Raw genomic sequence first — 23503 nt, forward strand, 5'->3', positions numbered from 1 at the left:
AAAGGGCAAGCGTTGAATGCGCTTGCCCTTTGCTTATCACGAAAATACTGACTTTTTCCGCAACACTCGTTTACCACAACGATCTATGTTTTAGCGCAACGGCCTATGACAATGACGACTTAGACAATTGATCGTGGCGGCAACATACTGTTACAGCATAATCGTCATCATATAAGCCGCGAACAGCGCCAAATGCGCAGTCCCGTTCAGAACGTTGGTTCTGCCCGTAGAGAAAGAGATCTGCGATAGAATCAACACACTGACCATCACCACGATATGGGGCGCTTCCAAGCCAAAGTTCAATTCCTGCCCCGTCAGCACAGCGATTAAGGTCACCGCCGGTACCGTCAGTGAAATGGTCGCCAGTACGGAACCGAAGAACAGATTCATGGCACGCTGAACTTGATTTGCCAGTACCGCTTTTAATGCTCCTAAGCCTTCAGGTGAAAGGATCAGCAATGCAATCAGGAAACCAGTAAATTTGGCGGGTGCATTCAATTCAGTCAGCAAGGCTTCCAACGGGTTGGCATCAAATTTGGTTACCGCGATTACTGCGATCAGATGAACTAACAACCAACACGCATGGGACAGGCTACTGTGGGACGAGGGCTTACCATGGTGTGGATCGCTTGGGTCATCCCCTTCGTCTTCATGCTCATAAACAAACAGATTCTGATGCGTTTTGGTTTGTATCAGCAGGAAAACACCGTACATCGCCGCTGAAATTGCGGCGACAACCAATGATTGTGCGACGCTAAAGCTCCCCTCTGGCAGGGTGCTCGGTAAGACCAATACAATGATAGCCAGCGGGAAAATCGCCATCAGGTATTGTTTGATACCGACTAAATTGACGTGTTGAGTTGCGAATTTACGGCCGCCCAACAGTAACGACACGCCGACCAACCCCCCGATAACAATCATGATGATTGAATAGAGAGTATCGCGCATCAAGGCTGGGGCTGCATCGCCAGTCGCCATCATTGCTGAGATCAAGCTAACCTCAAGAACAACCACGGACAAACTGAGGATAAGTGAACCATAGGGTTCGCCCAAACGGTGGGCTAACACGTCAGCATGGCGTACCACGCTGAAAGCACTGCTCAGGATCCCCACCAAGGCGATCAGGTTGATAACGATAACGGCAGCGAAATTGCTGGTATCACCCCATAAATTCAGAATAACCAGCGCAATAATAGGCAGGATAAGGGAGTATTCGTGGTGGCGTGATTTAGATCGGCCAGGATCATTTTGCGACTTCATTTTGAGAACGCTCCTAAAAACTTTACTGCATTAAACGGGCCTTACAGCCATTTAACGATAATTAAGCGCCATATTGCAGGCTAAGTAGCCTTAAGACTAACAAATAACAGGGAATTGTCGCAGAAAATTTACAAGGTTTTAACTGGCTTATCCATAAAAAAGGCAATAAAAATGGACATACAAGATGATGTCCATTGATTTAACAGAAATTAATTAATACTAGTCGTCAATGTTATCCATAACTTCATGGCGCTTATGATGATAGTCTTCTTCATTCAGCCCTTCACGCCAGTAAGGGATCGCATAAAGTTGCTGGCGTTCACACCCTTTCTCACGGCGCAGATAACGGCGCAACTGCACAACTAGACTGTCTTCACCGGCTATCCAAAATGTGGCTTCTGCCATCGACAAATTCAGGGCGCAGAATTGGTTGATAACGTCTTTCGTTTTCTCTGTTCCACCAATCACCCAACTCAGCTCAACGCCAGCAGGTTTGATGAGATCCAATACATCCTGTGGTGTATCGACGCGAATGATGGCATGGCCTTCTGCATCCGCGGGTAGGGTTTCCAATAGTGCGGCAATGGCTGGGAGCGAGGAAGGGTCACCGACCAGATAGCTGTAAGCTGCCGGTGGCAGCAGTGTTTCAGGTCCACCCGGATTGGTTATCCCTAACCAATCACCCGGCTTAGCATTACGAGCAAAATTCACCGCGGGACCACTGTGGTCATGAAGCGCAAATTCGATGTCAATCTCGCACAATTCTGGGCGGATAGCGCGAACGGAGTAAGTTCGCACAATAGGACGCACTTCTGCTGCTGGCCACACTGGGCCTTTCTCACCCAGTACCGGCAACTCCGGCTGCGTTTGCCCCGCTAAAGGTAAGAATACCTTCAAATGAGCACCACCACATTCTGGGGGATAATTTTGTAACGTCGGGCTTTCAAAAGTCATTCGGCGCAGATGAGGGGAGATGTCTACCGTTCTTTTGACCTGAACCAAACGTGGTGGAGTGGGACGATAGCGCGGTTTTGCTGCGGTAGAGGCTGTGGTCACAGTTTATCCTTTTTAATGTTGTGGCGTTTTGACTTGAACATCAGCCAGCGGAAGCTATGGCTTATTGCGGCGCAAATTATAACATCAACCAATGTTAATGATAATTATTTGCATGAAAAATATGTCAGAAATACGAAAAGAGCGATGGCAACACTCAATAGCAGAGCCATTAAATCTATCGGCGCGTGACTATATTAAAAAGTTATTAATTATAGCGAGCAGTATTATTTCGCTTCGAACGTCATTAAATCGAAGAAAACAAATGAATATATATGTAATTGATAATAAATGGAATTATATGTATTAAGGCTGAAGCGACTTGGTGTCTATCGGCCGTCATCTTTGCTTAGTACAAAAAAACATAAGCCACGGTTTTTTTGTATTTGGTTGTCGTGATTTTCTGCCGTATTGCTTTGACTAGGAAAATTAAACGAATTAAGTCGAGATGAAAGAGGCTATGCATGAATTTCCAACAACTTAAAATTATTCGGGAATCAGCCCGCTGCAATTACAACCTGACGGAGGTCGCGAATACATTATTTACCTCCCAGTCTGGTGTCAGTCGGCATATTCGCGAGCTGGAAGAAGAGTTGGGTATTGAGATCTTTATCCGCCGTGGCAAGCGTTTATTAGGGATGACAGAGCCGGGAAAAGAGTTGCTGACTGTCGCTGAGCGTATGTTGAATGATGCTAACCAGATTCGCCGCTTGGCAGACGTATTCAGTAATAATGACAGTGGCCAGCTACATATTGCCACGACCCATACTCAGGCGCGCTACAGTTTACCGAGAGTCATCAAAGAGTTTCGTCTGCTGTACCCCGAGGTAAAGTTGGTGATCAGCCAGGGAAATCCGCAAGAAATTGCCGCGATGTTGCACGCGGGTGAGGCCGATATCGGTATTGCCAGCGAATTACTCATGAGCGATGAAACCATTGCTGCATTCCCTTATTATCGCTGGCATCACGCCATTGTCGTGCCAGAAAACCACCCGCTGACACAAGAAGCGAATATCACCTTGGAAACCCTCAGTACGTTACCTTTGATTACATACCGTAAAGGGATCACGGGCCGGTCACGTCTGGATAATGCCTTTAAAAATGCGGGGTTAACGCCCGATATTGCGCTTAGCGCCCAAGATTCTGATGTGATTAAAACTTATGTTGAGCTGGGTATGGGCGTTGGGATTTTGGCCGATATGTCCTACGAGGCTCATCGTGATAACGGATTGGTGCGATTAAATGCAGAGCATTTATTTGATGCGAATACCGTTTGGTTGGGATTAAAACGCGGTCAGTTACAACGTAACTTTATCTGGTTCTTTATCCAGCTCTGCAATCCAACACTTTCCCTGCATGATATCAAAGAGAAAGTGCTGGCGGAGACGACGGATGAAGTGGTGATCGACTACCAGATTTAAGCGTTAAATAGCAGACTGGCGCGTTGAACAAATAACCGTCAGTCAAGGTCATCATTATCGGGGCTAAACCGCACGCGTACTTCTGTCCCACCTTCTTCACGCTGGCGAATATCACATTGTCCATTCAGGCTGGTGGCCCTATCTTGCATAATCATCAGGCCGTAATGGTTAGGACGTTCACTGGCTTGACCTATCCCGCAGCCATTATCGATGATGGACATCAACACATCACCGTCCTGCGCGACGACGTTAATCTCCGCTCGGCTGGCATGGGCGTGTTTGTAGATATTATTGAGTGCTTCACGGGCAATATTGACCATATGGATAGCTTGATGGTCGGGCACAAAGTCGGAGGGTAAGTCAAAACTGAGTGTAATAGGTAAATTTGCACGTTCGCTAAATTCGTTAACCAGTGTCTGAAGTGCAGCATGCAACGTTGCTGCATTGAGTTTCAGGCGGAATGTGGTGAGCAGCTCACGTAACTGGCGATAGGCGATATTCAGTTCATCACGCATTTGCTGCACTAAAAGTTTGCTCGGCTCTGGCATGTCTGGCGTCTGCATCTGCAAACAGCTCACCTGTATTTTTAAGCAGGAGAGAGATTGCGCGATGGAGTCATGCAGCTCGCGTGCAATGGAGGAACGTTCCTCCATTAACAGTAATTGCTGCTGGTGCCTTGCTTGGCTCTCTAGCGCTAATGTGCTGGTCAGTTGCTCAACCAGTGTATTGACTAACTGTTGTTGGTCAGCGTTAAGCGGGTTATCAGTCGGTAATTTCGCCAGCAACAAGCCATATTGACCAAGTTTATCGCTCAGGCTCCAACTGAGTGACTCCCGTGATGTTACTGGACTTGTCTCATAGGATGCGCTGCTGATAGTTAACGGTGCTGGGCGATTTTGCGGGGGTAAGTATTCTCCATCCATCATGTCCGTGAGGTGGGAGCGATACAGATGATTTTCGTACAAACAAATTTGCACATTTTCGAGTGGTGTCAGTGCTTGCAGTTGATCAATAACCGGCACTAATCGTTCACTCAATGGCTGATTGGTGTGCAACTGACGACTGCTATGATAGAGGAACGCCAAGACCTGATTTTTCTGTTGTAAATCTGTGGTTTTTTGTAGAACTCGCTGTTCTAAATCGCTGTAGATCAAGGATAACTCTTGCGACATACGGTTTAGGGCCGTGCCTAACATGCCCATTTCGTCGCGTTGATTAGATAAGGTGTAGCGCTTACTAAAATCACCACGGCCAATGGCATTAGCCATCGAAATAAGTTGCAACCATGGGCGTAATAAGCGGCGACGTAAATAGTAGATAGTCGCCAACAGTAGGCCCAGCGTCAGGATAATAAAGACCAACTGAATCAGGGTGACTAGCAATAAGCGTTGTTCAGTCTTGTGATCAATCGCTAATACCAACGCATCTAACTGGTGAACGAAATCAGCGACACTGGCCGCTACTTCATCAGGGTGCTTGGCTTGTATAAGCTGTGGTTTTAGCGTGTCCTGCCAATAGCGCTCTATTTGTTGATACTGGCTGGTTAAACCCTCCCGTGTGAGGGCTTGCTGTAAATCACGGCTGGTTTTATCTTGTTCCAGCGCGACCAGATAGGGTAAGTCACGGTCATCCAATGGCACCATCGACAGCAGCCGATAACTTTGCATACGCAATGAGCCCGCTTTATTGATTGCATGAGCATTACCCTGAATGCTTTGTGCCATCCATGACGAAATCGTCATGCCAGCGACTCCCAGCACCCCCAGTAGCATCATCAGTAAAGAGATCTGATTGACCAGAGGGATCAGGTAACGTTTCATAAAGTGGGCTTCCTAGGCTAATAACCCTGCAACATTACCGGTTTTATGGGGCAAATGTTAGCCCTAATGAGACTTCATCCCCGCCGCTGTCATCATCATGCGGAACAACATAGAGACCGCCAATAGGGCCAGAACGCTCCCGCACCAGATAATCAGCATCCAACCGAGTCGCTTCCACCAAGGCGACTTTATCGGTTCCGCAGTTTGTGAAGGTGATTGCGATTTCATCATTTAATGATAGCCCTGTTCGTGATTGATTTTCCCGCGGAAGACGTAGTAGCTCCAGAAGGTATAAACCAGAATGATGGGGATGATAAAAAGTGCTCCCACCAGCATAAATCCTAAGCTCTGTGGCGGTGCAGCGGCTTGCCATAAGGTAATGGACGGCGGGATAAGGTAAGGCCAGATACTGATCCCCAAACCGCTATAGCCAAGAAACACCAGTAAGAGTGTAAGTAAGAAGGGGGCATAATGACCGCCGCGTTTAACGGCGCGCAGCAAGGCCCAACTGGCCAGTAACACCAACAATGGTACGGGTAGGAACCAAAATAGATTGGGCAATGTGAACCAGCGCGCTGCAATTTGTGGGTGTGCGAGCGGGGTCCAGAGGCTAATAACGGCAATAATCACTAGCATCATTACTGTCAGTGGTGTTGCCAGTTTATGCATCACCTGCTGTACATGGCCGTCGGTTTTCATAATCAACCAAGTACAGCCGAGCAATGCATAAGCGATCACCAAACCGACACCGCAAAACAAGGAAAAAGGTGCTAGCCAATCGAACGGTTCGCCGCTGTAGCTACGACCCGTGACGCGGAAGCCATGAATAAAAGCACCGACCACTATACCTTGCATGAAAGTGGCAACCAATGACCCGCCAATAAAGGCCTTATCCCAGATATGCTGCTTTTCCTGACTGGCTTTAAAGCGGAATTCGAAGGCGACACCGCGAAAGATCAACCCTAATAGCATGAGGGTCAGTGGGATCGCCAATGCATCCAAAATGACGGCATAAGCTAATGGGAACGCGCCGAGTAGCGCCGCCCCTCCGAGCACCAACCAAGTTTCGTTACCGTCCCAAACCGGTGCCACGCTGTTCATCATCAAATCTCGGTCGCGGCTGTTTTTGACCAGCGGAAACAAGATGCCGATACCTAGGTCGAAACCATCCATCACCACATACATCATGGTGCTAAAGACGATGATGACAAACCAAATCAGTGGAAGATCAATACCCATAATTAGTGCCCGTTTGGGTTAGAGTGAGTCGGGTCAGTATCAAATGGCTCACTGACGGCTGAAAGAGGGCGAGCAGGTGTATTTTGTTGACCTGGGCCACCGTTATCTTGCTGGTGACTTTCATGCGCTTTTGGCCCTTTACGAATCAGGCGCATCATATAGGCGTAGCCCACGCCAAATACCGAACCATAGACCACAATGAAGACCAATAAACTGATGCTCATATGCATCTCGCCATGAGATGACACCGCATCGCGGGTGCGCTGCAAGCCATATACAATCCACGGTTGGCGGCCCACTTCAGTGGTAAACCAACCGGCCAGAATCGCAATTAACCCTGACGGCCCCATCCACAACACGAAATAGAGGAAGGGGCGAGACTGATACAGCCCGCCACGCCAGCGGAGCCATAAACTCCACACACCGGCGAGAATCATTAGCATGCCTAGCCCGACCATGATGCGGAAAGACCAGAAAACAATGGTGGAGTTAGGCCGATCTTCGGGTGGGAAAGATTTCAATGCAGGGATCTGTTTTTCCAAGCTGTGCGTCAGAATCAGGCTGCCTAAATAGGGAATTTCCAGTGCGAAACGGGTTCTTTCTTGCTTCATATCCGGCCAGCCAAACAAAATCAGCGGCGTAGCTTCGCCAGGTTTATTTTCCCAGTGGCCTTCTATGGCCGCAATTTTAGCGGGCTGATGTTCCAAGGTATTCAAACCATGAGCATCGCCAATCACCGCTTGAAGTGGTGCGACAATCAAGGCCATCCACATCGCCATCGAGAGCATTTTCCGCATGGCAGGTGTGTCCCGTTTACGCAGTAAATGCCATGCGGCAGAAGCGCCAACGAAGAAGGCCGACGCCAAGAAAGCGGCCGTTGACATGTGCAACAATCGGTAAGGGAACGAAGGATTAAAGATCACTTTTAGCCAATCAACCGGCACGACTTGGCCGTTGATGACTTCAAAACCTTGGGGTGTTTGCATCCAACTATTAGAAGCCAGTATCCAGAACGTTGACATCAACGTGCCGAGCGCGACCATACAAGTGGCGAAGAAATGCAAACCAGGGCCAACACGATTCCAGCCAAACAGCATCACCCCGAGGAAACCCGCTTCAAGGAAGAACGCCGTCAGCACTTCATAAGTCAGTAGCGGGCCGGTAATACTGCCAGCAAACTCGGAGAAAAAGCTCCAGTTAGTGCCGAACTGGTAGGCCATGACGAGGCCAGAAACCACCCCCATGCCAAAATTGACGGCAAATATTTTTGACCAAAAATGGTAGAGGTCACGGTAATCCTCATTTTTGGTTTTTAACCATAGCCCTTCCAATACCGCTAAAAAGCTAGCCAGCCCGATAGTGATAGCGGGGAAAATGATATGGAATGAAATGGTGAAAGCGAATTGAATTCTGGCCAATTCGAGGGCAGTTAAACCGAACATTCGGACCTCACAGCAAACAGGTTACGGCATCAAGACTTGGCAGTAAGTTAACCATAAGTTAAAGTAACTATAATAGTGACAATTAAATCAATATCACCTATAACAGTTGGCCTATGACACGATATGAACAGTTAGCGCAGCAAATTCGAGCGCAAATACAATCCAAAGTATGGCAGGCTGGCGACAAACTGCCTTCACTACGAGAAAGTTGTAAGCAATCCGGCTTAAGCTTAATGACTGTTGTACAGTCTTATCAGCTACTGGAGAGTCAGGGATGGATCGTGGCTCGCCCACAATCGGGCTACTATGTTGCCTCGCGGCCCACGCAACTGCCGCAACTTCAGCGTGGTAAAAAGCTGCATCTTGATGAGCAAGTTGACATCAATACCTTTATTTTTGATGTCTTGCAGGCGGGGAAAGACCCGGCAATTATGCCGTTTGGATCTGCCTTCCCTGACCCTAGCCTCTTGTTACAGCCCCGTTTGTCTCGCGCTCTGGCCAGTGTGGCCCGTAAGATATCACCGCAGAGTTCGGTAGCAAATCTGCCACCGGGCAATGAAAGTCTCCGGCGCAATATCGCGCAACGCTATGCCACCAGTGGCATGAACGTTTCACCTGAGGAAATTGTCATTACCGCCGGTGCGATGGAGTCACTGAGCCTAAGTTTACAGGCGGTGACGCAGCCAGGTGACTGGGTGGTCCTCGAGTCGCCGGCCTTTTATGGCGCATTACAAGCGATTGAGCGCTTACGCTTAAAAGCCATTTTTATCCCTACACACCCACAGCAAGGTATGGATCCCGATGCCCTTGAGCAGGTCATCAACCAATATCCCATTAAAGCCTGCTGGTTGATGACTCACTTCCAGAATCCACTGGGATGCACCATGTCTTGGCCGCAGAAAAAAAGGCTGGTGGCACTATTACAACAGAACGCGATTTCGCTGATTGAAGATGACGTTTATGGTGAGTTGTATTTTGGTGCAGAACGTCCGTTGCCTGCGAAAGCACTTGATCAGCATCGGCAGATATTGCATTGCTCCTCGTTTTCAAAATGTCTGGCACCGGGTTTCCGTGTGGGCTGGGTGGCGGCGGGGGAACATGCGCAGCGAATTCAACATTTGCAGTTGATGAGTACAGTGTCGGCCAGTGTCCCCACGCAATTGGCGATTGCGGATTATCTCTCTCAAGGGGGGTACGATACCCATCTGCGCCGTTTACGTCGCTTAATGGAACAACGCTTGAATGCATTGCGGCAAGCGGCTGTCGATCACTTCCCTAAAAGTGTGAAAATAAGTCATCCTGCTGGGGGGTATTTCTTGTGGCTAGAACTGGAGCCGCCATTCAATACCAGTGAGTTGTATCGACTCGCATTGGAGCAAGGCGTCAGTATTGCCCCAGGCAGAATGTTCACTACGGGCAATCAGTTTGATCACTGTTTCCGACTGAATGCATCATTTGCTTGGTCAGAGCAAAGCCACAAAGCCATTCAGATATTGGCGCAATTGATCAACCAATTGACTCGCCACAGTGGCAAATAGTCCGATAGGTCACGTGGTTCAAATTTTCGTCAAAGATGTATTTGAAGTCATCGTTGCGTGAATCTACTCGATGAAGAAATAAGATAGGCCGTTATGAACCGTGGCGGTGACTAAAGTGAGGGTCATTACCCTGTTCATGGCGTGACCATGAACAGGGCTGTTAGAGGTTGAGAACCTTTTGATGAGCAAAATTTATCTCAGCATACGACTGGCATCAGCATATAACGTGCATCAGCATATAACTTGCAGCAGAGCCATCAGGGGAGGGTGCTGTCGAGAATACCGGTCCCTGCTTGGCTCGTGACGATTGCTTTGACTTCGCTAACGTCATTAACGTGTAACCGCAGTGTTGGCACCCAACCGACATTATCTGTCAATTGATCGGCAGCCGAAACCGAAGCATTGTAAACGGCCAGTAGATCGGTTGGTGTACCATTAACAAGGTTGTCTTTGGTGAGAATATGATGGCCGCCATAGCGTTTAATGATTTTGCTGGCCGGGATGTTATCTGCTAGGTCAATGGCATTTTTTTCCGCATAGATGGCCGATTCAAACCCTACCCCCCACAAGCTGGTAAAGTCTTGTGCAGCCAGAACTTCAGCATAATTATTGTAGACATCCACTTGTCCAAAGCGGACGCGTGGTGCGCGTTGGCCTGGGTTTCTCCAGTGGTTGTGATGCATTGTGACTTTGAGTTTATCTCTATCTTCTAGGCGAGAGTCGGAGGAACCTATCAGGTTCACTTTATCGTGATCGTCAAAGATATTGTAAGATGCGGTCACATAGTTACTGCTATGGGTGACATCCATCAACCCGTCATGTACCTGAAATACCCTGCCAAAGACCTTCGGCAATGATTGGCGCGGATGCTCACCATCATCCAGCGTGACGTGATCAACCCAAATGTGTTGAGTCGTCCATATCGACAAATTATCGTACAGACTATTCCAGTTACCCGCACTGCCATCGGTGGGGTCCCATTCAGGGAAACAGTCGTAAGCATCAGAGATCCGTAGGTTACGAATAATGATATTCGAGACATCTCTTGCTAGCAGGTGAGCACCAATAATATGCGCATCTTTACCTACGCCGATCAGAGTGACATTAGAGCCAAAGCGTTGTCGTATCTGCTGAGTTTGCGATTCGGCCGCTTCAATACGCGCCACTTCAAGTGGACCGGAAGGGGTCACCATGCCCCACGCCCCTTCAGGGTTAAAATGTGCGATAAAATCGGCCATGCTGAACACTTTGCCGGTGTCGGGTACAACAATCTGATTAGCGATGTCATCACAGGTCAGCACCGTGCCATCTTTATCCATCGCATTAATCGTGCCTTTAACATAGATGATACGTGGGGTGCTTTGATTATGAGCACTCGTCCCGCCGAGCGCATCGCGGAGCTCTTGCCAAGTACTGACCACAAAGATATGGCTCTGATCGGCTGCACTTCCGCCTGATACGCCTGGGCCAAATGACCCCCATCCATCGCCATTCGCTAATATATCCCTACCTAAGTCACGTGCTGCCACGCCGGAGGAATAGATGAAACTGGCGGAAATAATCATGGCCAGTGCGCTAGAAATGACTGTTCGCCGCAGAGTAAAGGATTGATGCATGATGACTCCTGTCATAATAAATTTAATTTTATTCAACAAGATACCTATTTTAACAGCTCGGTGAAAACACTGATTCCTATCGAAATGCACTCAGTGTACTAGGCATGATGCTAAATATAAGTCTCATCATAAGGGACAGCGAGTTACACCTATAGATAAGGAATTCTTACAATAGAACGTTATTTCACAATATGGAAACGATGTTTCACTAATATCTTATAACTGAGAGGTTTCTGTAGTGGGGGAAGGGTGAGCCGTTTCGTGATTTCACTTAAGCAACGTTGGCTTATCTGATTGTCGGCCATAACGTTTCAACGAGATTGACGTAAATAACCCCATAAAAAGGGTTATGGCAGCATTATCTGCTAGTCATGTGGTGGCTAGTTCGCCCCTTTCACACTGCATAAATCGATTTGTTCCCACGGCGATACGCCGCATTTTTGCAGTTTAAATGCACCTTAATGGCGCACTGGATGCTCATTTATAGGGCAAGGAAAGCCCTTGTTGTTACTTTTGTGTTGCCAAAATGTGATCTTGCAGAGCAAAAATCAAATTTGGTCGAGAGTGCATATAATTGCTCGGCAAATCGATGTAAATAGCCGTTCTAGTCAGTAAATTACAGTATGAATGCGTCAAGTTTGCATAATTATGCATTTTAAATTATTGTTTTAATGGAATTTATACATTTTATTCACATATGGGGTGGTGTGGCACGAAAGCTGCTGTACACTTTATATCAGGTGAATATATTTCATTCTTAATTGTTACCAGAATAAGAGAGTTTTGTTGGATGACATCACCCTGCCTAACAAGGCGTCTCTCAACCCAATATTTACGCTGATTAAAGAGGCCACTATGGAACAGCCAATCCCGGTTACCCGACAGTCTTTTGATGAATGGATAGTCCCAACTTATGCGCCAGCGGATTTTATTATCGTGCGGGGTGAAGGGGCGACGCTGTGGGATCAACAGGGCAAATCTTATATCGACTTTGCGGGTGGTATTGCCGTTAACGCCTTGGGGCATGGGCATCCAGCGGTCAAAGCTGCATTGATTGAACAAGCGGATAAAGTGTGGCATCTGGGCAACGGTTATACCAACGAGCCCGTGCTGCGCTTGGCGAAGCAACTGATTGATGCCACGTTCGCGGAAAAAGTTTTCTTCTGTAACTCCGGCGCTGAAGCCAATGAGGCCGCACTGAAACTAGCACGTAAATATGCGCTGGATAATTTTGCCAATAAGCCAGGGCAGCAGGGCGAAAAAAACCAGATTGTGGCGTTCAGAAATGCATTTCACGGTCGTACGCTGTTTACCGTTTCGGCGGGTGGGCAGCCGAAATACTCGCAGGATTTTGCGCCGCTACCCGGTGGGATCAGCCACGGTATCTTCAACGATTTGGCGTCTGCAGAGTCACTGATTAATGACCAAACCTGCGCCGTGATCGTCGAACCGATTCAGGGTGAAGGGGGGGTCCTGCCTGCTGACAGAGAATTCTTGCACGGTTTACGTGCGCTCTGTGATCGCCATAACGCATTACTGATTTTCGATGAAGTGCAGACGGGTGTTGGTCGTACCGGTGAGCTCTATGCCTATCTGCACTACGGTGTCACGCCAGATGTTTTGACCAGTGCCAAAGCCTTGGGTGGCGGTTTCCCCATTGCGGCAATGTTAACCACCACAAAATATGCTAGCGCACTGAACGTGGGTAGCCATGGGACAACTTACGGCGGTAATCCTCTGGCTTGCGCTGTTGCGGGGACAGTTTTATCGCTGATCAATACCCCAGAAGTGCTTGCCGGAGTGAAGGAAAGACACCAGTGGTTCCTCGATGGGTTGGCTGAAATCAATGCTCGCCATAAAGTCTTCGCGGAAATACGCGGACGCGGCCTGCTGATTGGTTGTGTCCTCAATAGCGATTATGCCGGTAAATCCAAAGACATCATTCAGGCGGCTGCTCAGCATGGTTTGATTGCGCTAATCGCTGGGCCAGATGTGGTGCGTTTTGCACCGTCATTGATTATCTCTCAGCAAGACATTAATGCAGGTTTAGCCCGACTTGCTCTAGGCATTGAACAGGTTTGTCGAAAGGCTAAATCGTAACATTTACGCAGTACACACAGGACCTTGAATATGATGATCATTCGCCCGGTAGAACGCCGTGATCTGGCTGATATCTATGAATTGGCTGGAAAGACCGGTGTTGGCATGACTTCACTGCCGCAAAATGAGCCACATCTTGCCGCGCGGATTGAGCGTGCGATAAATACTTGGCAAGGTTCTTTGACGGCAGGTGATCAGGGTTATTTGTTCGTTTTGGAGGATAGCGAGCGGGAAAAAGTCGTTGGTGTTAGTGCCATTGAGGTCGCGGTTGGGATGAATGATCCTTGGTACAACTTCCGTGTGGGGACCTTGGTGCACGCCTCCAAGACACTCAACGTCTACAAATCTGTGCCAACGCTGTTTTTAAGTAATGACCACACCGGCTATAGCGAACTTTGCACACTGTTCCTCGATCCTGATTATCGCATCAACAAAAACGGTCCTTTCTTATCAAAAGTACGCTTCCTGTTTATTGCTGCGTTTCGCCAGTATTTTTCGCGAAAAGTTATTGCTGAAATGCGGGGCTACACGGATGAACAAGGGCGCTCGCCATTTTGGGAGAATGTGGGCCGCCATTTCTTCTCAATTGAATTCGCTAAAGCGGATTATCTCAGTGGTACTGGTCAAAAGGCATTCATTGCAGAATTGATGCCTAAGCACCCGCTGTATGTGGATTTTTTGGCGGAAGAAGCGCGAGCGGTCATCGGGCAAGTGCATCCGCATACGGCACCAGCAAGGGCCGTACTAGAGACCGAAGGGCTACAATATCAAGGTTACGTTGATATCTTTGATGGCGGCCCGACACTCGAAGCGAACATTGATGAAATCCGCGCGATACGTGACAGTAGCCTGCGAAAAGTGGTGATTGATGACATTGATCTCGATCCAAATGGCACGGCTTATTTGGTGGCAAATGAAAACTATCATCATTTTCGCTCAATTTTAATTCACACCCATTTATCAGATGAATCACTGCATTTAAGTACTCAGAATGCGTCGGTGTTGGGTGTGACTAACGGCGATTCGGTTCGGATAATCAGCCTCTTTGCTCCGGAGACAAAAAAATGACCCATCCCGCACTGTTTATTCAGGGTGAATGGCGCACCGGTAAAGGCGCTCATTTCGATAAACATGATCCCATGGATCAGCAATTATTGTGGCAGGCACGATCCGCCGATGCTCAAGATGTCGCTGCCGCCTGTCATGCTGCACGTGAGGCTTTTCCTGATTGGGCGCGCACGCCGCTGGAGCAACGGGTTTCACTCGTGCAACGTTTCGCTGCTTTATTGGAGCAGCATAAGCAACAACTGGCGCGCACGATCAGCTTGGAAACCAGTAAACCACACTGGGAAACACTGACAGAAGTGCAGGCCATGATGGGTAAAGTCGCGATTTCGCTGCAAGCATATCAAACACGTACCGGCAGCAGCCAAACCCCGATGGCGGATGGCATGTCAGTGTTACGCCACCGCCCACATGGCGTTTTGGCGGTCTTTGGCCCGTATAATTTCCCTGGGCATTTACCCAATGGGCATATTGTTCCCGCATTACTGGCCGGTAACACCGTGGTATTTAAGCCCAGTGAGTTGACCCCAGTCACCGCCGAAGAAACAGTCAAGTTATGGCAGTTGGCTGGTCTACCTGACGGCGTGCTTAATTTAGTGCAGGGCGGGCGGGAAACGGGTGAGGCGCTGGCGGCGCAACCTGATATTGATGGCTTATTGTTCACTGGCAGTGCAAACACCGGCTACCATTTACACCGGCAATTAGCCGGGCAACCTGAAAAGATATTGGCGCTGGAAATGGGCGGTAACAACGCCTTGATCGTCGAACAATTCAAGGACTGCGATGCGGCCGTCAATCTTGCGATCCAATCTGCCTTTATTTCTGCGGGCCAGCGTTGTACCTGTTCACGTCGCCTGTTAGTCAAATCGGGTGCAGCAGGTGACGCCTTCTTACAACGCTTTGTTGCCGTGGCTAAAGCGTTACGTATTGGCCGTTGGGATATGCAACCAGCACCCTTTATGGGTGCAGTGATCTCCTCTCAAGCAGCCGAAAAAATGCTGGCAGCGCAACAGCACTTGCTAGCGCTAGGCGGAAAACCGTTATTAACGATGACGCGGCCCGATAGCCAAAGCGCTGTTTTAACGCCTGGAATCATTGATATTACAGGCGTCAGTGCGGTACCTGACGAAGAGTATTTTGGTCCACTGGTCAGTGTGATTCGCTATGACGATTTTGCGCAGGCGCTGAAAATTGCCAATCAGACTCGGTTCGGCTTAGCTATCGGCTTGGTTTCTGATGATCGCCAGCAATTTGAGCAATTGCTGTTGGAAGCCCGAGCGGGAATTGTTAACTGGAACAAACCCTTAACGGGTGCCTCCAGTGCAGCCCCGTTTGGCGGGGTTGGCGCATCTGGCAACCACCGGCCAAGTGCATTTTATGCTGCTGATTATTGTGCCTGGCCAATGGCGTCACTCGAAAGTGATAGCTTGACACTGCCCGCCACACTGTCACCGGGTATCTCTTTTGATTTACCTGCGATTGAATGACAGACAGGCACTGATCCATAAAGGAAGAAGATAATGGCAGGATATGAAGTTAATTTTGATGGATTGGTTGGGCTGACGCACCACTATGCGGGCTTGTCATTTGGTAATGAGGCATCAACGACCCATCAAAACAGTATTTCTAACCCCCGTTTAGCAGCAAAGCAGGGGTTACTAAAGATGAAGGCGTTGGCCGATTTAGGCTACAAACAAGGTATTTTGCCGCCACAAGAGCGCCCCTCAATCGGCGCGCTACGCCAACTAGGTTTTAGTGGTTCAGATGAGCAAGTGTTGAGTGAGGTGGCTCGTCAATCCCCGCGCTTGTTGTCTGCGGTTAGCTCGGCCTCCTCGATGTGGACCGCAAACGCCGCGACGGTTTCGCCTTCCGCTGACAGTCAAGATAGCCGAGTTCATTTTACCGTCGCTAATTTGAATAATAAGTTTCATCGGGCGATTGAGGCGGATACCACATCTGCCTTATTAAAGGCGGTTTTTAATAATCATCGTCACTTCGTTCATCATGAGGCTTTACCTTCTGTCGAGCTGTTTGGCGATGAAGGGGCAGCAAACCACAATCGATTGGGAGGGGATTATGGCAGCCCAGCGGTTCAGGTGTTTGTGTATGGACGCAAAGGACTAGAAAATGGCATCAGCCCAAGTCGTTATCCTGCTCGCCAAACACTCGAAGCCAGTCAATCCGTCGCTCGCCTACACCAATTGGCCCCTGAACGAACAGTTTTTGTGCAGCAAAATCCTGCGGTTATCGACCAAGGAGTCTTTCACAATGACGTCATCGCGGTCAGTAATCAGAATGTGCTATTCCATCACCAGCATGCGTTTGTACCCGATACTCGCGTGATGGATGAGATACGTCGAAAAATGGACGGCATTGAACAGCAACTACTCACGATTGAAGTGCCTGCTGCTGCGGTATCCGTCGCTGATGCGGTATCAACCTACTTGTTTAACAGCCAGTTACTCAGTAAACCCAACGGTAAAATGCTACTGGTTATCCCGCAGGAGTCGCAAGACAACCCAACCGTATGGCGCTATTTATCTGAGTTAATCAGTAGTGGTGGCCCAGTTGATGAAATAAAGGTATTTGATTTGCGTGAAAGTATGCGCAATGGCGGCGGCCCTGCCTGTTTGCGGTTACGTGTGGCATTAAATGACACTGAGCTACAGGCCGTTAATAGCCGTGTGATGATGACGCCAGCCTTGTTTGTGGCACTGAATAATTGGGTTGACCAGCATTACCGTGACCATTTGCAATTTAAAGATTTAGCCGACCCGCAGTTACTGCGTGAGGGGCGGCAAGCACTGGATGAGTTAACACGAATACTCAATCTTGGATCGGTATACCCGTTCCAACGAGATTAAGCGCAAAGAAAAACAAAGCAAAGGGAAGGCTAATCATGCTCAATTTTTTGTCGATCACACTCGCTGGCGGCTCACCACAAACTCCCCAAGGCGAAACCAGCAACCTTAAATGGCAATGGCTCGGCGAAGGGATATTGATGCTGACGCCTCATAATGTGTACACGCAATCGGTAGTGATTTCTGCTGGTATCCACGGGAATGAAACCGCGCCGATCGAGATCGTTAACCAGTTAGTCTCTGATTTACTGGCAGATAAATTGCCATTGGCCGTGCGTTTGCTCGTCATACTCGGCAATCCGCCTGCGATCAGAGCGGGGAAGCGCTATCTCACGGCGGATATTAACCGCATGTTTGGCGGGCGTCATCAAAATGCCTCATCAAGTGATGAAACCCAAAGGGCCGCCTTTCTCGAACAGGTCGTCGTCAATTTTTTTGATGCTGATAACTATTCGACGCGGCAGCACTTTGATTTACACACCGCGATTCGAGGTTCCCATCATACTCGTTTTGGTTTGTTACCTTACCAAACAGTCCCCTATTGCGCGGACATGTTCCGCTGGCTGCAAGATATCGAGCTGGATGCGTTGGTCATGCATACTTCAGCGGGAGGAACTTTTGCTCACTTCAGTAGTGAGTTCTGTTCGGCCGCCAGTTGCACGCTGGAACTGGGGAAGGCACGGCCATTTGGTGAAAATCAACTGGCCCAATTTAAGGGGATTATTGCGGGATTAGAAGCGTTAGTGAGCCGTAGGCAACTGCCTGCGCGGGCCACAGGAAAGATACTCATGTATCGGGTCGTTAAATCGCTGCTTAAACAGCACTCAGACTTTAAACTTTTGGTGGCAGATGACACGCTGAACTTTACGCCTTTCAAGCGAGGAACGTTGCTGAGTGAGCAACCTAACGACAGCTATCATGTTCAACATGAAATGGAATGGATTTTATTTCCCAATCCACAAGTTGCGATGGGGCTACGTGCAGGGATCATGTTGGTGCAAATGAATGAAACTGAGTTACCAATAGCATAAGTCAGGGGGAATGACGGCCTTCAAGATGGATAATGAAGTGGGGTAATATCACTATCGGAAGTATTCCTTAAGTTAAATTTAAAGCAATATATCTTCTTATTCATTTAGAAAATGAGCTAAAAAAGATAATAGCTCATTTTTTGTTCTTAAAACTAAAAAATTATCTAACTGTATTTTATCCTCCTCGCCTATCAGTAATGTATTAACTCACCATTTAATAATTCATCACACTAATCTTTTAGTTAATCTCGTTATTTCACTCAATCTTTCTGCACCAATAATGACAATTAAAAACCTATTTCCTGTATCTTAAATAGCCATTAAATTGCATTGAATATATAAAAAAGTGCATTGGAAGTGTGATATTCACTCCATTTTACAAAACTTATTGTGAATTAGAACAAAAAAGAAACAAATAGAAATGACTTTGCACCCAAATGGTGCTAATGCACTGTTTTGGTTATATGTAATTACTTAAAATCACTGTTAATCAACAAGTTATGGATAGTTGCTGTAAACACATTTGGTTACAATTGATTACCTGTTTATACGTATATATCTTCAAATTTACCATTTTAACTTTTTGTGCTTAGTGATAATGTCTATTCGCTTTACAAGACAGGTCACTATAAAAAATTAAAAATTAACTTTTATGAGGCTAAACCTAAATTTAGCCCAGCGGGTTAATATTATTAAAATTTAAAGGAAAAGATAATGATGAAGCGCAGTGTGCTGGCCTTAGCGGTCACTTTGAGTATGGTTCCTACTCTGTCAAACGCAGCAGAGATTTATAATAAAGATGGCAATAAATTGGACCTTTATGGTCGTGTAGCCGCTAAATACCTTTTCTCAAATCATGATAATCACGACGATACTTATGTTCGTTTTGGTTTTAAAGGCGAAACACAGATTAATAGCCAATTGACCGGTTTTGGTCAGTGGGAATATAACGTCGCAGCAAAAAATGCAGAATCTCAAGGCGATAAAGGGAATAAAACCCGTCTCGGTTTTGCAGGTTTGAAATTTGCTGAATTCGGTTCTTTCGATTACGGCCGTAACTACGGTGTCGTTTATGATGCACTGGCTTACACTGACATGCTGCCAGAGTTTGGTGGTGATTCAATTGCATACACCGATAACTACATGACCGGCCGTTCAACCGGTCTGGCGACTTACCGTAACTCAGATTTCTTCGGTCTGGTCAAAGGTCTGAACATTGCAGCACAGTACCAAGGCCGCAATGATGATGGCGACACCACCAAGAACGAACGCGCTATCCAGAAAGCGAACGGTGACGGTTTTGGTTTGTCTGTTGATTACCAAGACATCGAAGGCAGTGGTGTTGGTTTTGCCGCCGCATTCTCTTCTTCAAACCGTACTCTGGGCCAGAAAAACCTGGCAAACAGCGCTACTGGTGACAAAGCTCAGGCTTGGGCGACCGCGCTGAAATATGATGCGAACCAAGTTTACATTGCCGCTATGTACGGCGAAACGCTGAACATGACACCATATAAAGCTCTGATTGCGAACAAAACTCAGAACGTAGAATTGGTTGCTCAGTATCAGTTCGAAAATGGTATTCGCCCATCAATCGCCTATGTTCAGTCTAAAGGTAAAGACCTGTCTGCTGTTGGCGATGCTGACTTGCTGAAATATGCTGAAATCGGTGTGACTTACTACATCAACAAAAACATGTTCACCTATGTTGACTACCAGATTAACTTGCTGGATGAAAACAACCCGCTGGGTCTGGGGACTGATGACATTGTTGCGGTTAACTTGACTTACCGTTTCTAAGTTAATTTAAGCAGTGATTATTACCCTTTTCTGTGTCGGAAATTGGTGAATAAAAAAGGCGGGAATAATCCCGCCTTTTTGTCTTTAATCTCCCCCGATGTGTAGGCAGATTATTGATGAACTCTCGGTGCTGCAAGTGTTTATGGTGCTGTGCTATGTGTGTTTATGATGCTGCTCGTGTTTTTAATGGCGATAGTACTTTTAATGCCGATCGCGCTTTTAATGCTGATAGTGCTGTTCGCCCCATACCAACATGGTCTTAATCAACTGTTTTAAGAGTTGCTGCAAATGTGCTGCGCGCTCAGGTAGATAGTGATAAGGCTCAGTTTCAGACATATAGTTGAGCTGCGCTAACTCTAACTGCACTGCGTGTTGATTATTCTCAGGTGAGCCATATGCACGAGTGATATGCCCTCCCTTAAAACGGCCATTCAATACATGGCTGAATAGGGATTGATGCTCGCAGCAATCGATCAATTGTTGACTCAATAATGGCGCGCAACTGGCCCCACTGTTAGTGCCAAAGTTTAAATCAGGCAACTGGCCCTCAAACAATCTAGGAATGACCGATGCAATTGAGTGGGCATCTAACAACAACACATAACCAAACTGCTTTTTAAGACGATCTAACTCTGCCTGTAGTTGATGATGATAGGGACGCCAGATGTGCTGCAAATAGGATTGACGTTCCTGCGATGAGGGCGTTTTACCTGCCATAAAACAAGGGCGGCCATCAAACAGTGTGTCAGGGAATAAACCGGTCGTCGCCGTCGTATACAGTGGCTGATCATCTTCCGGTCGATTCAAATCAACCACCAAGCGAGAGTAGTTGCCGATCACAATGCTGGCACCCATGTTTTGGGCAAAATCATAGAGCCGAGGAATGTGCCAATCGGTATCTGAAAGAGGGCGAGCAGCATCGGATAGCCCCGCTTCAACGGCAGGTGTTAGCCGCGTGCCTGCATGAGGGATGCTGATTAATAATGGCAATTCACCTGCATGGAAACTCAATGGGTCTGTGATGTTCATGATCGGATTTCTCCTTGGAAAACGACGCTTGCAGGTAACTGACCCCCTAGCCAGTAAGCCAATTCAGCAGGGCGGGATAACGGCCAGTGAACCCAGTTTGCTAATTTACCGGTTTCCAACGTGCCTTGAGTTTCATGTAAGCCAAGTGCTTGAGCGGCATGGCAAGTCACACCCGCCAATGCTTCTTCCGGTGTCATGCGGAATAATGTACAAGCCATGTTTAGCATTAAACGTAAAGAGAGCGCTGGGGATGTGCCAGGGTTGGCATCGCTGGCTAAGGCCATAGGCACCTTATATTGGCGGAATAATTCGATGGGAGGACATTGTGTTTCACGCAAAAGGTAATAGGCACCAGGCAACATGACGGCAACAGTACCGGCTTTCCCCATTGCTTCAACGTCTGACTCCGTTGCATATTCGAGATGGTCGGCAGACAAAGCATGATAGTTGGCAGCAAGAGTGCTGCCATGCAGTGATGACAGTTGCTCTGCATGAAGTTTGACCGGCAAACCGACTCGCTGCGCGGCTAAAAATACACGTTCGACTTGCGCGGGGGAAAATGCCAAGTGTTCGCAAAAAGCATCGATTGCATCAGCAAGTCCTTCCGCGGCGACTTGCGGAATGATGGTATGACAAACGAAATCGATGTAGTCATCGGCGCGGCCGGCAAATTCTGGTGGCAAAGCATGGGCAGCCAGACAGGTTGTTTTCACCGTCAGAGGCAGTAACTCCCCCAATTTACGCGCGACCCGCAGCATTTTCATTTCACTTTCAAGGTCAAGACCGTAACCCGATTTAATCTCAATACACGTCACCCCTTCGGCAAGCAGGGGCTTTAGGCGAAATAACGCTTGTTCTAATAGAAGCTGTTCACTGGTGCTCCGTGTGGCATTAACTGTTGAGATGATACCGCCACCCTTAGCAGCAATTTCGGCATAGCTAACACCGTTAAGGCGTTGCTCAAATTCAGCACTACGATCGCCGCCAAACACCAAATGAGTATGGCAATCAATGAATCCGGGAGTGATCAAGCCGCCTTGATAGACAACCTCGCGAGTGGCATTGATAGCCGGCAATTCGCGATAAGGCCCAATCCAAACGATTTTGCCCCCCGTCACTGCCATCGCACCTTGCTGAATCAGATGATATTTCCCTTCACGCATGGTCACGATGTCGGCACCGTACCACAGGCTATCACAGTGAATTTCTGACACGATCTCACTCCCCAATACGTCTACGAATTTAAGTTGTATATACAATCATGGACAACCTAGCGTATAAATTCACTATCAGCAAGATAGGGAATTCAACAATTGCGTAACACTTCGCAGTTCTCGCAGAGAAAAAAAATTGATCAGGACGTCACCGTACCTTGTGGGGTAAAACGACCATAGAGTTGATAACGAGAACCTGGATAGAGCAATTGGGCGGAAGTCACGATGGCTTTCCCGTACCAAGTTCGGCGTCGAATCAACAGGCAGGGTTCATGTTCATCCAGTTGCAAGAGTTGTCGTTCGATTGAGCTGGGGATCACTGCTTCAACAATATGTTCACCTTCGGTGAGTGGGGCCACTTGGGTGAGGTAGCTGTAAGGCGTGATCACATTGAAATCCTGCTTCATATAGTCAGGCGCAGTGTTGGGATTGACACAACGGTTTTCAACCTGAATAGGAATGTCATTCTCATAATGAACAATTTGCGAGTAGAACAGTTGCTGATTAGGCTGCATACCTAAACTCGTGGCTTCTTCAGGGGTAGCAGGGCGAGTTTCGAGTTGCAATATTTTACTGCTGTGGCGGTGGCCACGAGCCGTAATTTCATCGGCAATATTATGGACTGCGAGCAAAGCACTGTGTGCCTTTGCTTCAGCGACAAAGGTGCCGACACCTTGCATGCGGATGAGAAAGCCCTCGCTGGTGAGTTCACGAAGCGCTCGGTTAATGGTCATGCGACTGACGCCTAACTCATTAACAAGTTCGCTTTCTGAGGGAATACGCTGGTGGGGTTGCCAGACACCGGTTCTGATTTGATGAATGATCGCCAATTTCACCCGTTGATAAATTGGCGCAGGCGTATCGTCCATTGCGGCACTGAGTTGTAAGACTGTTTGTTGTTCCGCCACGGCGCTGACCTCGTTGAATATAAAAGTTGTATGCTAAGTCTAAGGTTGAATTTAGCGTATGTATATGTATAGACAAGTAGATGTTTTAATTAATTGACGTCGCTGTTGC

Annotated in this window: 18 protein-coding genes; 8 read left to right on the plus strand and 10 right to left on the minus strand. The window is 47.8% G+C overall.

Annotation, left to right across the window (positions count from 1 at the left end; translation table 11 throughout):
* Positions 1 to 150 precede the first annotated feature (150 nt).
* The gene (gene chaA / locus BN68_RS03345; RefSeq protein ID WP_019209732.1) at positions 151 to 1260 is read right to left on the minus strand and encodes a sodium-potassium/proton antiporter ChaA; all 1110 of its coding nucleotides are present in this window, start codon (positions 1258 to 1260) and stop codon (positions 151 to 153) included.
* Between the two features lie 219 nt (positions 1261 to 1479).
* The gene (locus tag BN68_RS03350) at positions 1480 to 2316 is read right to left on the minus strand and encodes a siderophore-interacting protein (protein ID WP_019209733.1); all 837 of its coding nucleotides are present in this window, start codon (positions 2314 to 2316) and stop codon (positions 1480 to 1482) included.
* A 461-nt stretch (positions 2317 to 2777) separates the two neighbouring features.
* On the opposite strand from BN68_RS03350, the gene cbl reads away from it, so the two are divergent.
* Positions 2778 to 3734, plus strand: coding sequence for an HTH-type transcriptional regulator Cbl (gene cbl, locus BN68_RS03355; RefSeq protein ID WP_019209735.1), 957 nt, complete (start codon positions 2778 to 2780; stop codon positions 3732 to 3734).
* Between the two features lie 38 nt (positions 3735 to 3772).
* Here the strand turns inward: cbl and narX are convergent, their stop codons facing one another.
* The 4 genes from narX to BN68_RS03370 form a co-directional block, all read right to left on the minus strand.
* On the minus strand, positions 3773 to 5554 hold the full coding sequence (narX, locus tag BN68_RS03360; protein ID WP_019209736.1) for a nitrate/nitrite two-component system sensor histidine kinase NarX: 1782 nt from the start codon (positions 5552 to 5554) through the stop codon (positions 3773 to 3775).
* A 63-nt stretch (positions 5555 to 5617) separates the two neighbouring features.
* Positions 5618 to 5785, minus strand: a complete 168-nt coding sequence (locus tag BN68_RS23160) for a DUF2474 domain-containing protein (protein WP_071822387.1) — start codon at positions 5783 to 5785, stop codon at positions 5618 to 5620.
* Positions 5786 to 6793: a cytochrome d ubiquinol oxidase subunit II gene (cydB, locus tag BN68_RS03365; protein ID WP_019209738.1), complete on the minus strand. Its 1008-nt coding sequence runs from the start codon at positions 6791 to 6793 to the stop codon at positions 5786 to 5788.
* Between the two features lie 2 nt (positions 6794 to 6795).
* A complete protein-coding gene (locus BN68_RS03370; protein ID WP_019209739.1) occupies positions 6796 to 8235 on the minus strand; it encodes a cytochrome ubiquinol oxidase subunit I in 1440 nt (479 codons plus the stop codon).
* A gap of 113 nt (positions 8236 to 8348) precedes the next feature.
* Between BN68_RS03370 and BN68_RS03375 the strand changes: the two genes are divergently transcribed.
* A complete protein-coding gene (locus BN68_RS03375; RefSeq protein ID WP_019209740.1) occupies positions 8349 to 9773 on the plus strand; it encodes an aminotransferase-like domain-containing protein in 1425 nt (474 codons plus the stop codon).
* A 257-nt stretch (positions 9774 to 10030) separates the two neighbouring features.
* On the opposite strand, the gene BN68_RS03380 is transcribed toward BN68_RS03375, so the two are convergent.
* Entirely contained in the window at positions 10031 to 11389 is a 1359-nt protein-coding gene (locus tag BN68_RS03380) for a pectate lyase family protein (RefSeq protein ID WP_019209741.1), read from the minus strand.
* 855 nt (positions 11390 to 12244) lie between these two features.
* Between BN68_RS03380 and BN68_RS03385 the strand changes: the two genes are divergently transcribed.
* From BN68_RS03385 to BN68_RS03410, 6 genes are all read left to right on the plus strand, one after another.
* Complete coding sequence (locus BN68_RS03385) at positions 12245 to 13489, plus strand: aspartate aminotransferase family protein (protein ID WP_019209742.1); 1245 nt, start codon at positions 12245 to 12247, stop codon at positions 13487 to 13489.
* A 30-nt stretch (positions 13490 to 13519) separates the two neighbouring features.
* A complete protein-coding gene (gene astA / locus BN68_RS03390; protein WP_019209743.1) occupies positions 13520 to 14557 on the plus strand; it encodes an arginine N-succinyltransferase in 1038 nt (345 codons plus the stop codon).
* Positions 14554 to 16041, plus strand: coding sequence for a succinylglutamate-semialdehyde dehydrogenase (gene astD / locus BN68_RS03395; RefSeq protein ID WP_019209744.1), 1488 nt, complete (start codon positions 14554 to 14556; stop codon positions 16039 to 16041). The genes astA and astD overlap by 4 nt, the downstream gene beginning before the upstream one ends.
* 33 nt (positions 16042 to 16074) lie before the next feature.
* Complete coding sequence (astB, locus tag BN68_RS03400) at positions 16075 to 17418, plus strand: N-succinylarginine dihydrolase (RefSeq protein WP_019209745.1); 1344 nt, start codon at positions 16075 to 16077, stop codon at positions 17416 to 17418.
* 35 nt (positions 17419 to 17453) lie between these two features.
* Entirely contained in the window at positions 17454 to 18446 is a 993-nt protein-coding gene (gene astE, locus BN68_RS03405) for a succinylglutamate desuccinylase (RefSeq protein WP_019209746.1), read from the plus strand.
* A 714-nt stretch (positions 18447 to 19160) separates the two neighbouring features.
* Positions 19161 to 20243: a porin gene (locus tag BN68_RS03410; RefSeq protein ID WP_019209747.1), complete on the plus strand. Its 1083-nt coding sequence runs from the start codon at positions 19161 to 19163 to the stop codon at positions 20241 to 20243.
* A gap of 219 nt (positions 20244 to 20462) precedes the next feature.
* Here the strand turns inward: BN68_RS03410 and hutG are convergent, their stop codons facing one another.
* The 3 genes from hutG to hutC form a co-directional block, all read right to left on the minus strand.
* Positions 20463 to 21272: an N-formylglutamate deformylase gene (gene hutG, locus BN68_RS03415; protein ID WP_019209748.1), complete on the minus strand. Its 810-nt coding sequence runs from the start codon at positions 21270 to 21272 to the stop codon at positions 20463 to 20465.
* Positions 21269 to 22489: an imidazolonepropionase gene (gene hutI, locus BN68_RS03420; protein ID WP_042806504.1), complete on the minus strand. Its 1221-nt coding sequence runs from the start codon at positions 22487 to 22489 to the stop codon at positions 21269 to 21271. Before hutI ends, hutG begins: the two co-directional genes overlap by 4 nt.
* A 137-nt stretch (positions 22490 to 22626) precedes the next feature.
* Positions 22627 to 23394 (minus strand): histidine utilization repressor, encoded by a 768-nt coding sequence (hutC, locus tag BN68_RS03425; protein ID WP_019209750.1) that lies wholly within the window; start codon positions 23392 to 23394, stop codon positions 22627 to 22629.
* Positions 23395 to 23503: the final 109 nt, after the last annotated feature.

Source organism: Yersinia massiliensis CCUG 53443, from assembly GCF_000312485.1.
Lineage (GTDB): Bacteria > Pseudomonadota > Gammaproteobacteria > Enterobacterales > Enterobacteriaceae > Yersinia > Yersinia massiliensis.

Excerpts from the sequence above, each read along its gene's own strand:
- chaA (WP_019209732.1), bottom strand. The coding sequence starts at position 1,260 with ATGAAGTCGCAAAATGATCCTGGCCGATCTAAATCACGCCACCACGAA.
- cbl (WP_019209735.1), top strand. The coding sequence starts at position 2,778 with ATGAATTTCCAACAACTTAAAATTATTCGGGAATCAGCCCGCTGCAAT.
- narX (WP_019209736.1), bottom strand. The coding sequence starts at position 5,554 with ATGAAACGTTACCTGATCCCTCTGGTCAATCAGATCTCTTTACTGATG.
- BN68_RS23160 (WP_071822387.1), bottom strand. The coding sequence starts at position 5,785 with ATGATGAAATCGCAATCACCTTCACAAACTGCGGAACCGATAAAGTCG.
- cydB (WP_019209738.1), bottom strand. The coding sequence starts at position 6,793 with ATGGGTATTGATCTTCCACTGATTTGGTTTGTCATCATCGTCTTTAGC.
- BN68_RS03370 (WP_019209739.1), bottom strand. The coding sequence starts at position 8,235 with ATGTTCGGTTTAACTGCCCTCGAATTGGCCAGAATTCAATTCGCTTTC.
- BN68_RS03375 (WP_019209740.1), top strand. The coding sequence starts at position 8,349 with ATGACACGATATGAACAGTTAGCGCAGCAAATTCGAGCGCAAATACAA.
- BN68_RS03380 (WP_019209741.1), bottom strand. The coding sequence starts at position 11,389 with ATGCATCAATCCTTTACTCTGCGGCGAACAGTCATTTCTAGCGCACTG.
- BN68_RS03385 (WP_019209742.1), top strand. The coding sequence starts at position 12,245 with ATGGAACAGCCAATCCCGGTTACCCGACAGTCTTTTGATGAATGGATA.
- astA (WP_019209743.1), top strand. The coding sequence starts at position 13,520 with ATGATGATCATTCGCCCGGTAGAACGCCGTGATCTGGCTGATATCTAT.
- astD (WP_019209744.1), top strand. The coding sequence starts at position 14,554 with ATGACCCATCCCGCACTGTTTATTCAGGGTGAATGGCGCACCGGTAAA.
- astB (WP_019209745.1), top strand. The coding sequence starts at position 16,075 with ATGGCAGGATATGAAGTTAATTTTGATGGATTGGTTGGGCTGACGCAC.
- astE (WP_019209746.1), top strand. The coding sequence starts at position 17,454 with ATGCTCAATTTTTTGTCGATCACACTCGCTGGCGGCTCACCACAAACT.
- BN68_RS03410 (WP_019209747.1), top strand. The coding sequence starts at position 19,161 with ATGATGAAGCGCAGTGTGCTGGCCTTAGCGGTCACTTTGAGTATGGTT.
- hutG (WP_019209748.1), bottom strand. The coding sequence starts at position 21,272 with ATGAACATCACAGACCCATTGAGTTTCCATGCAGGTGAATTGCCATTA.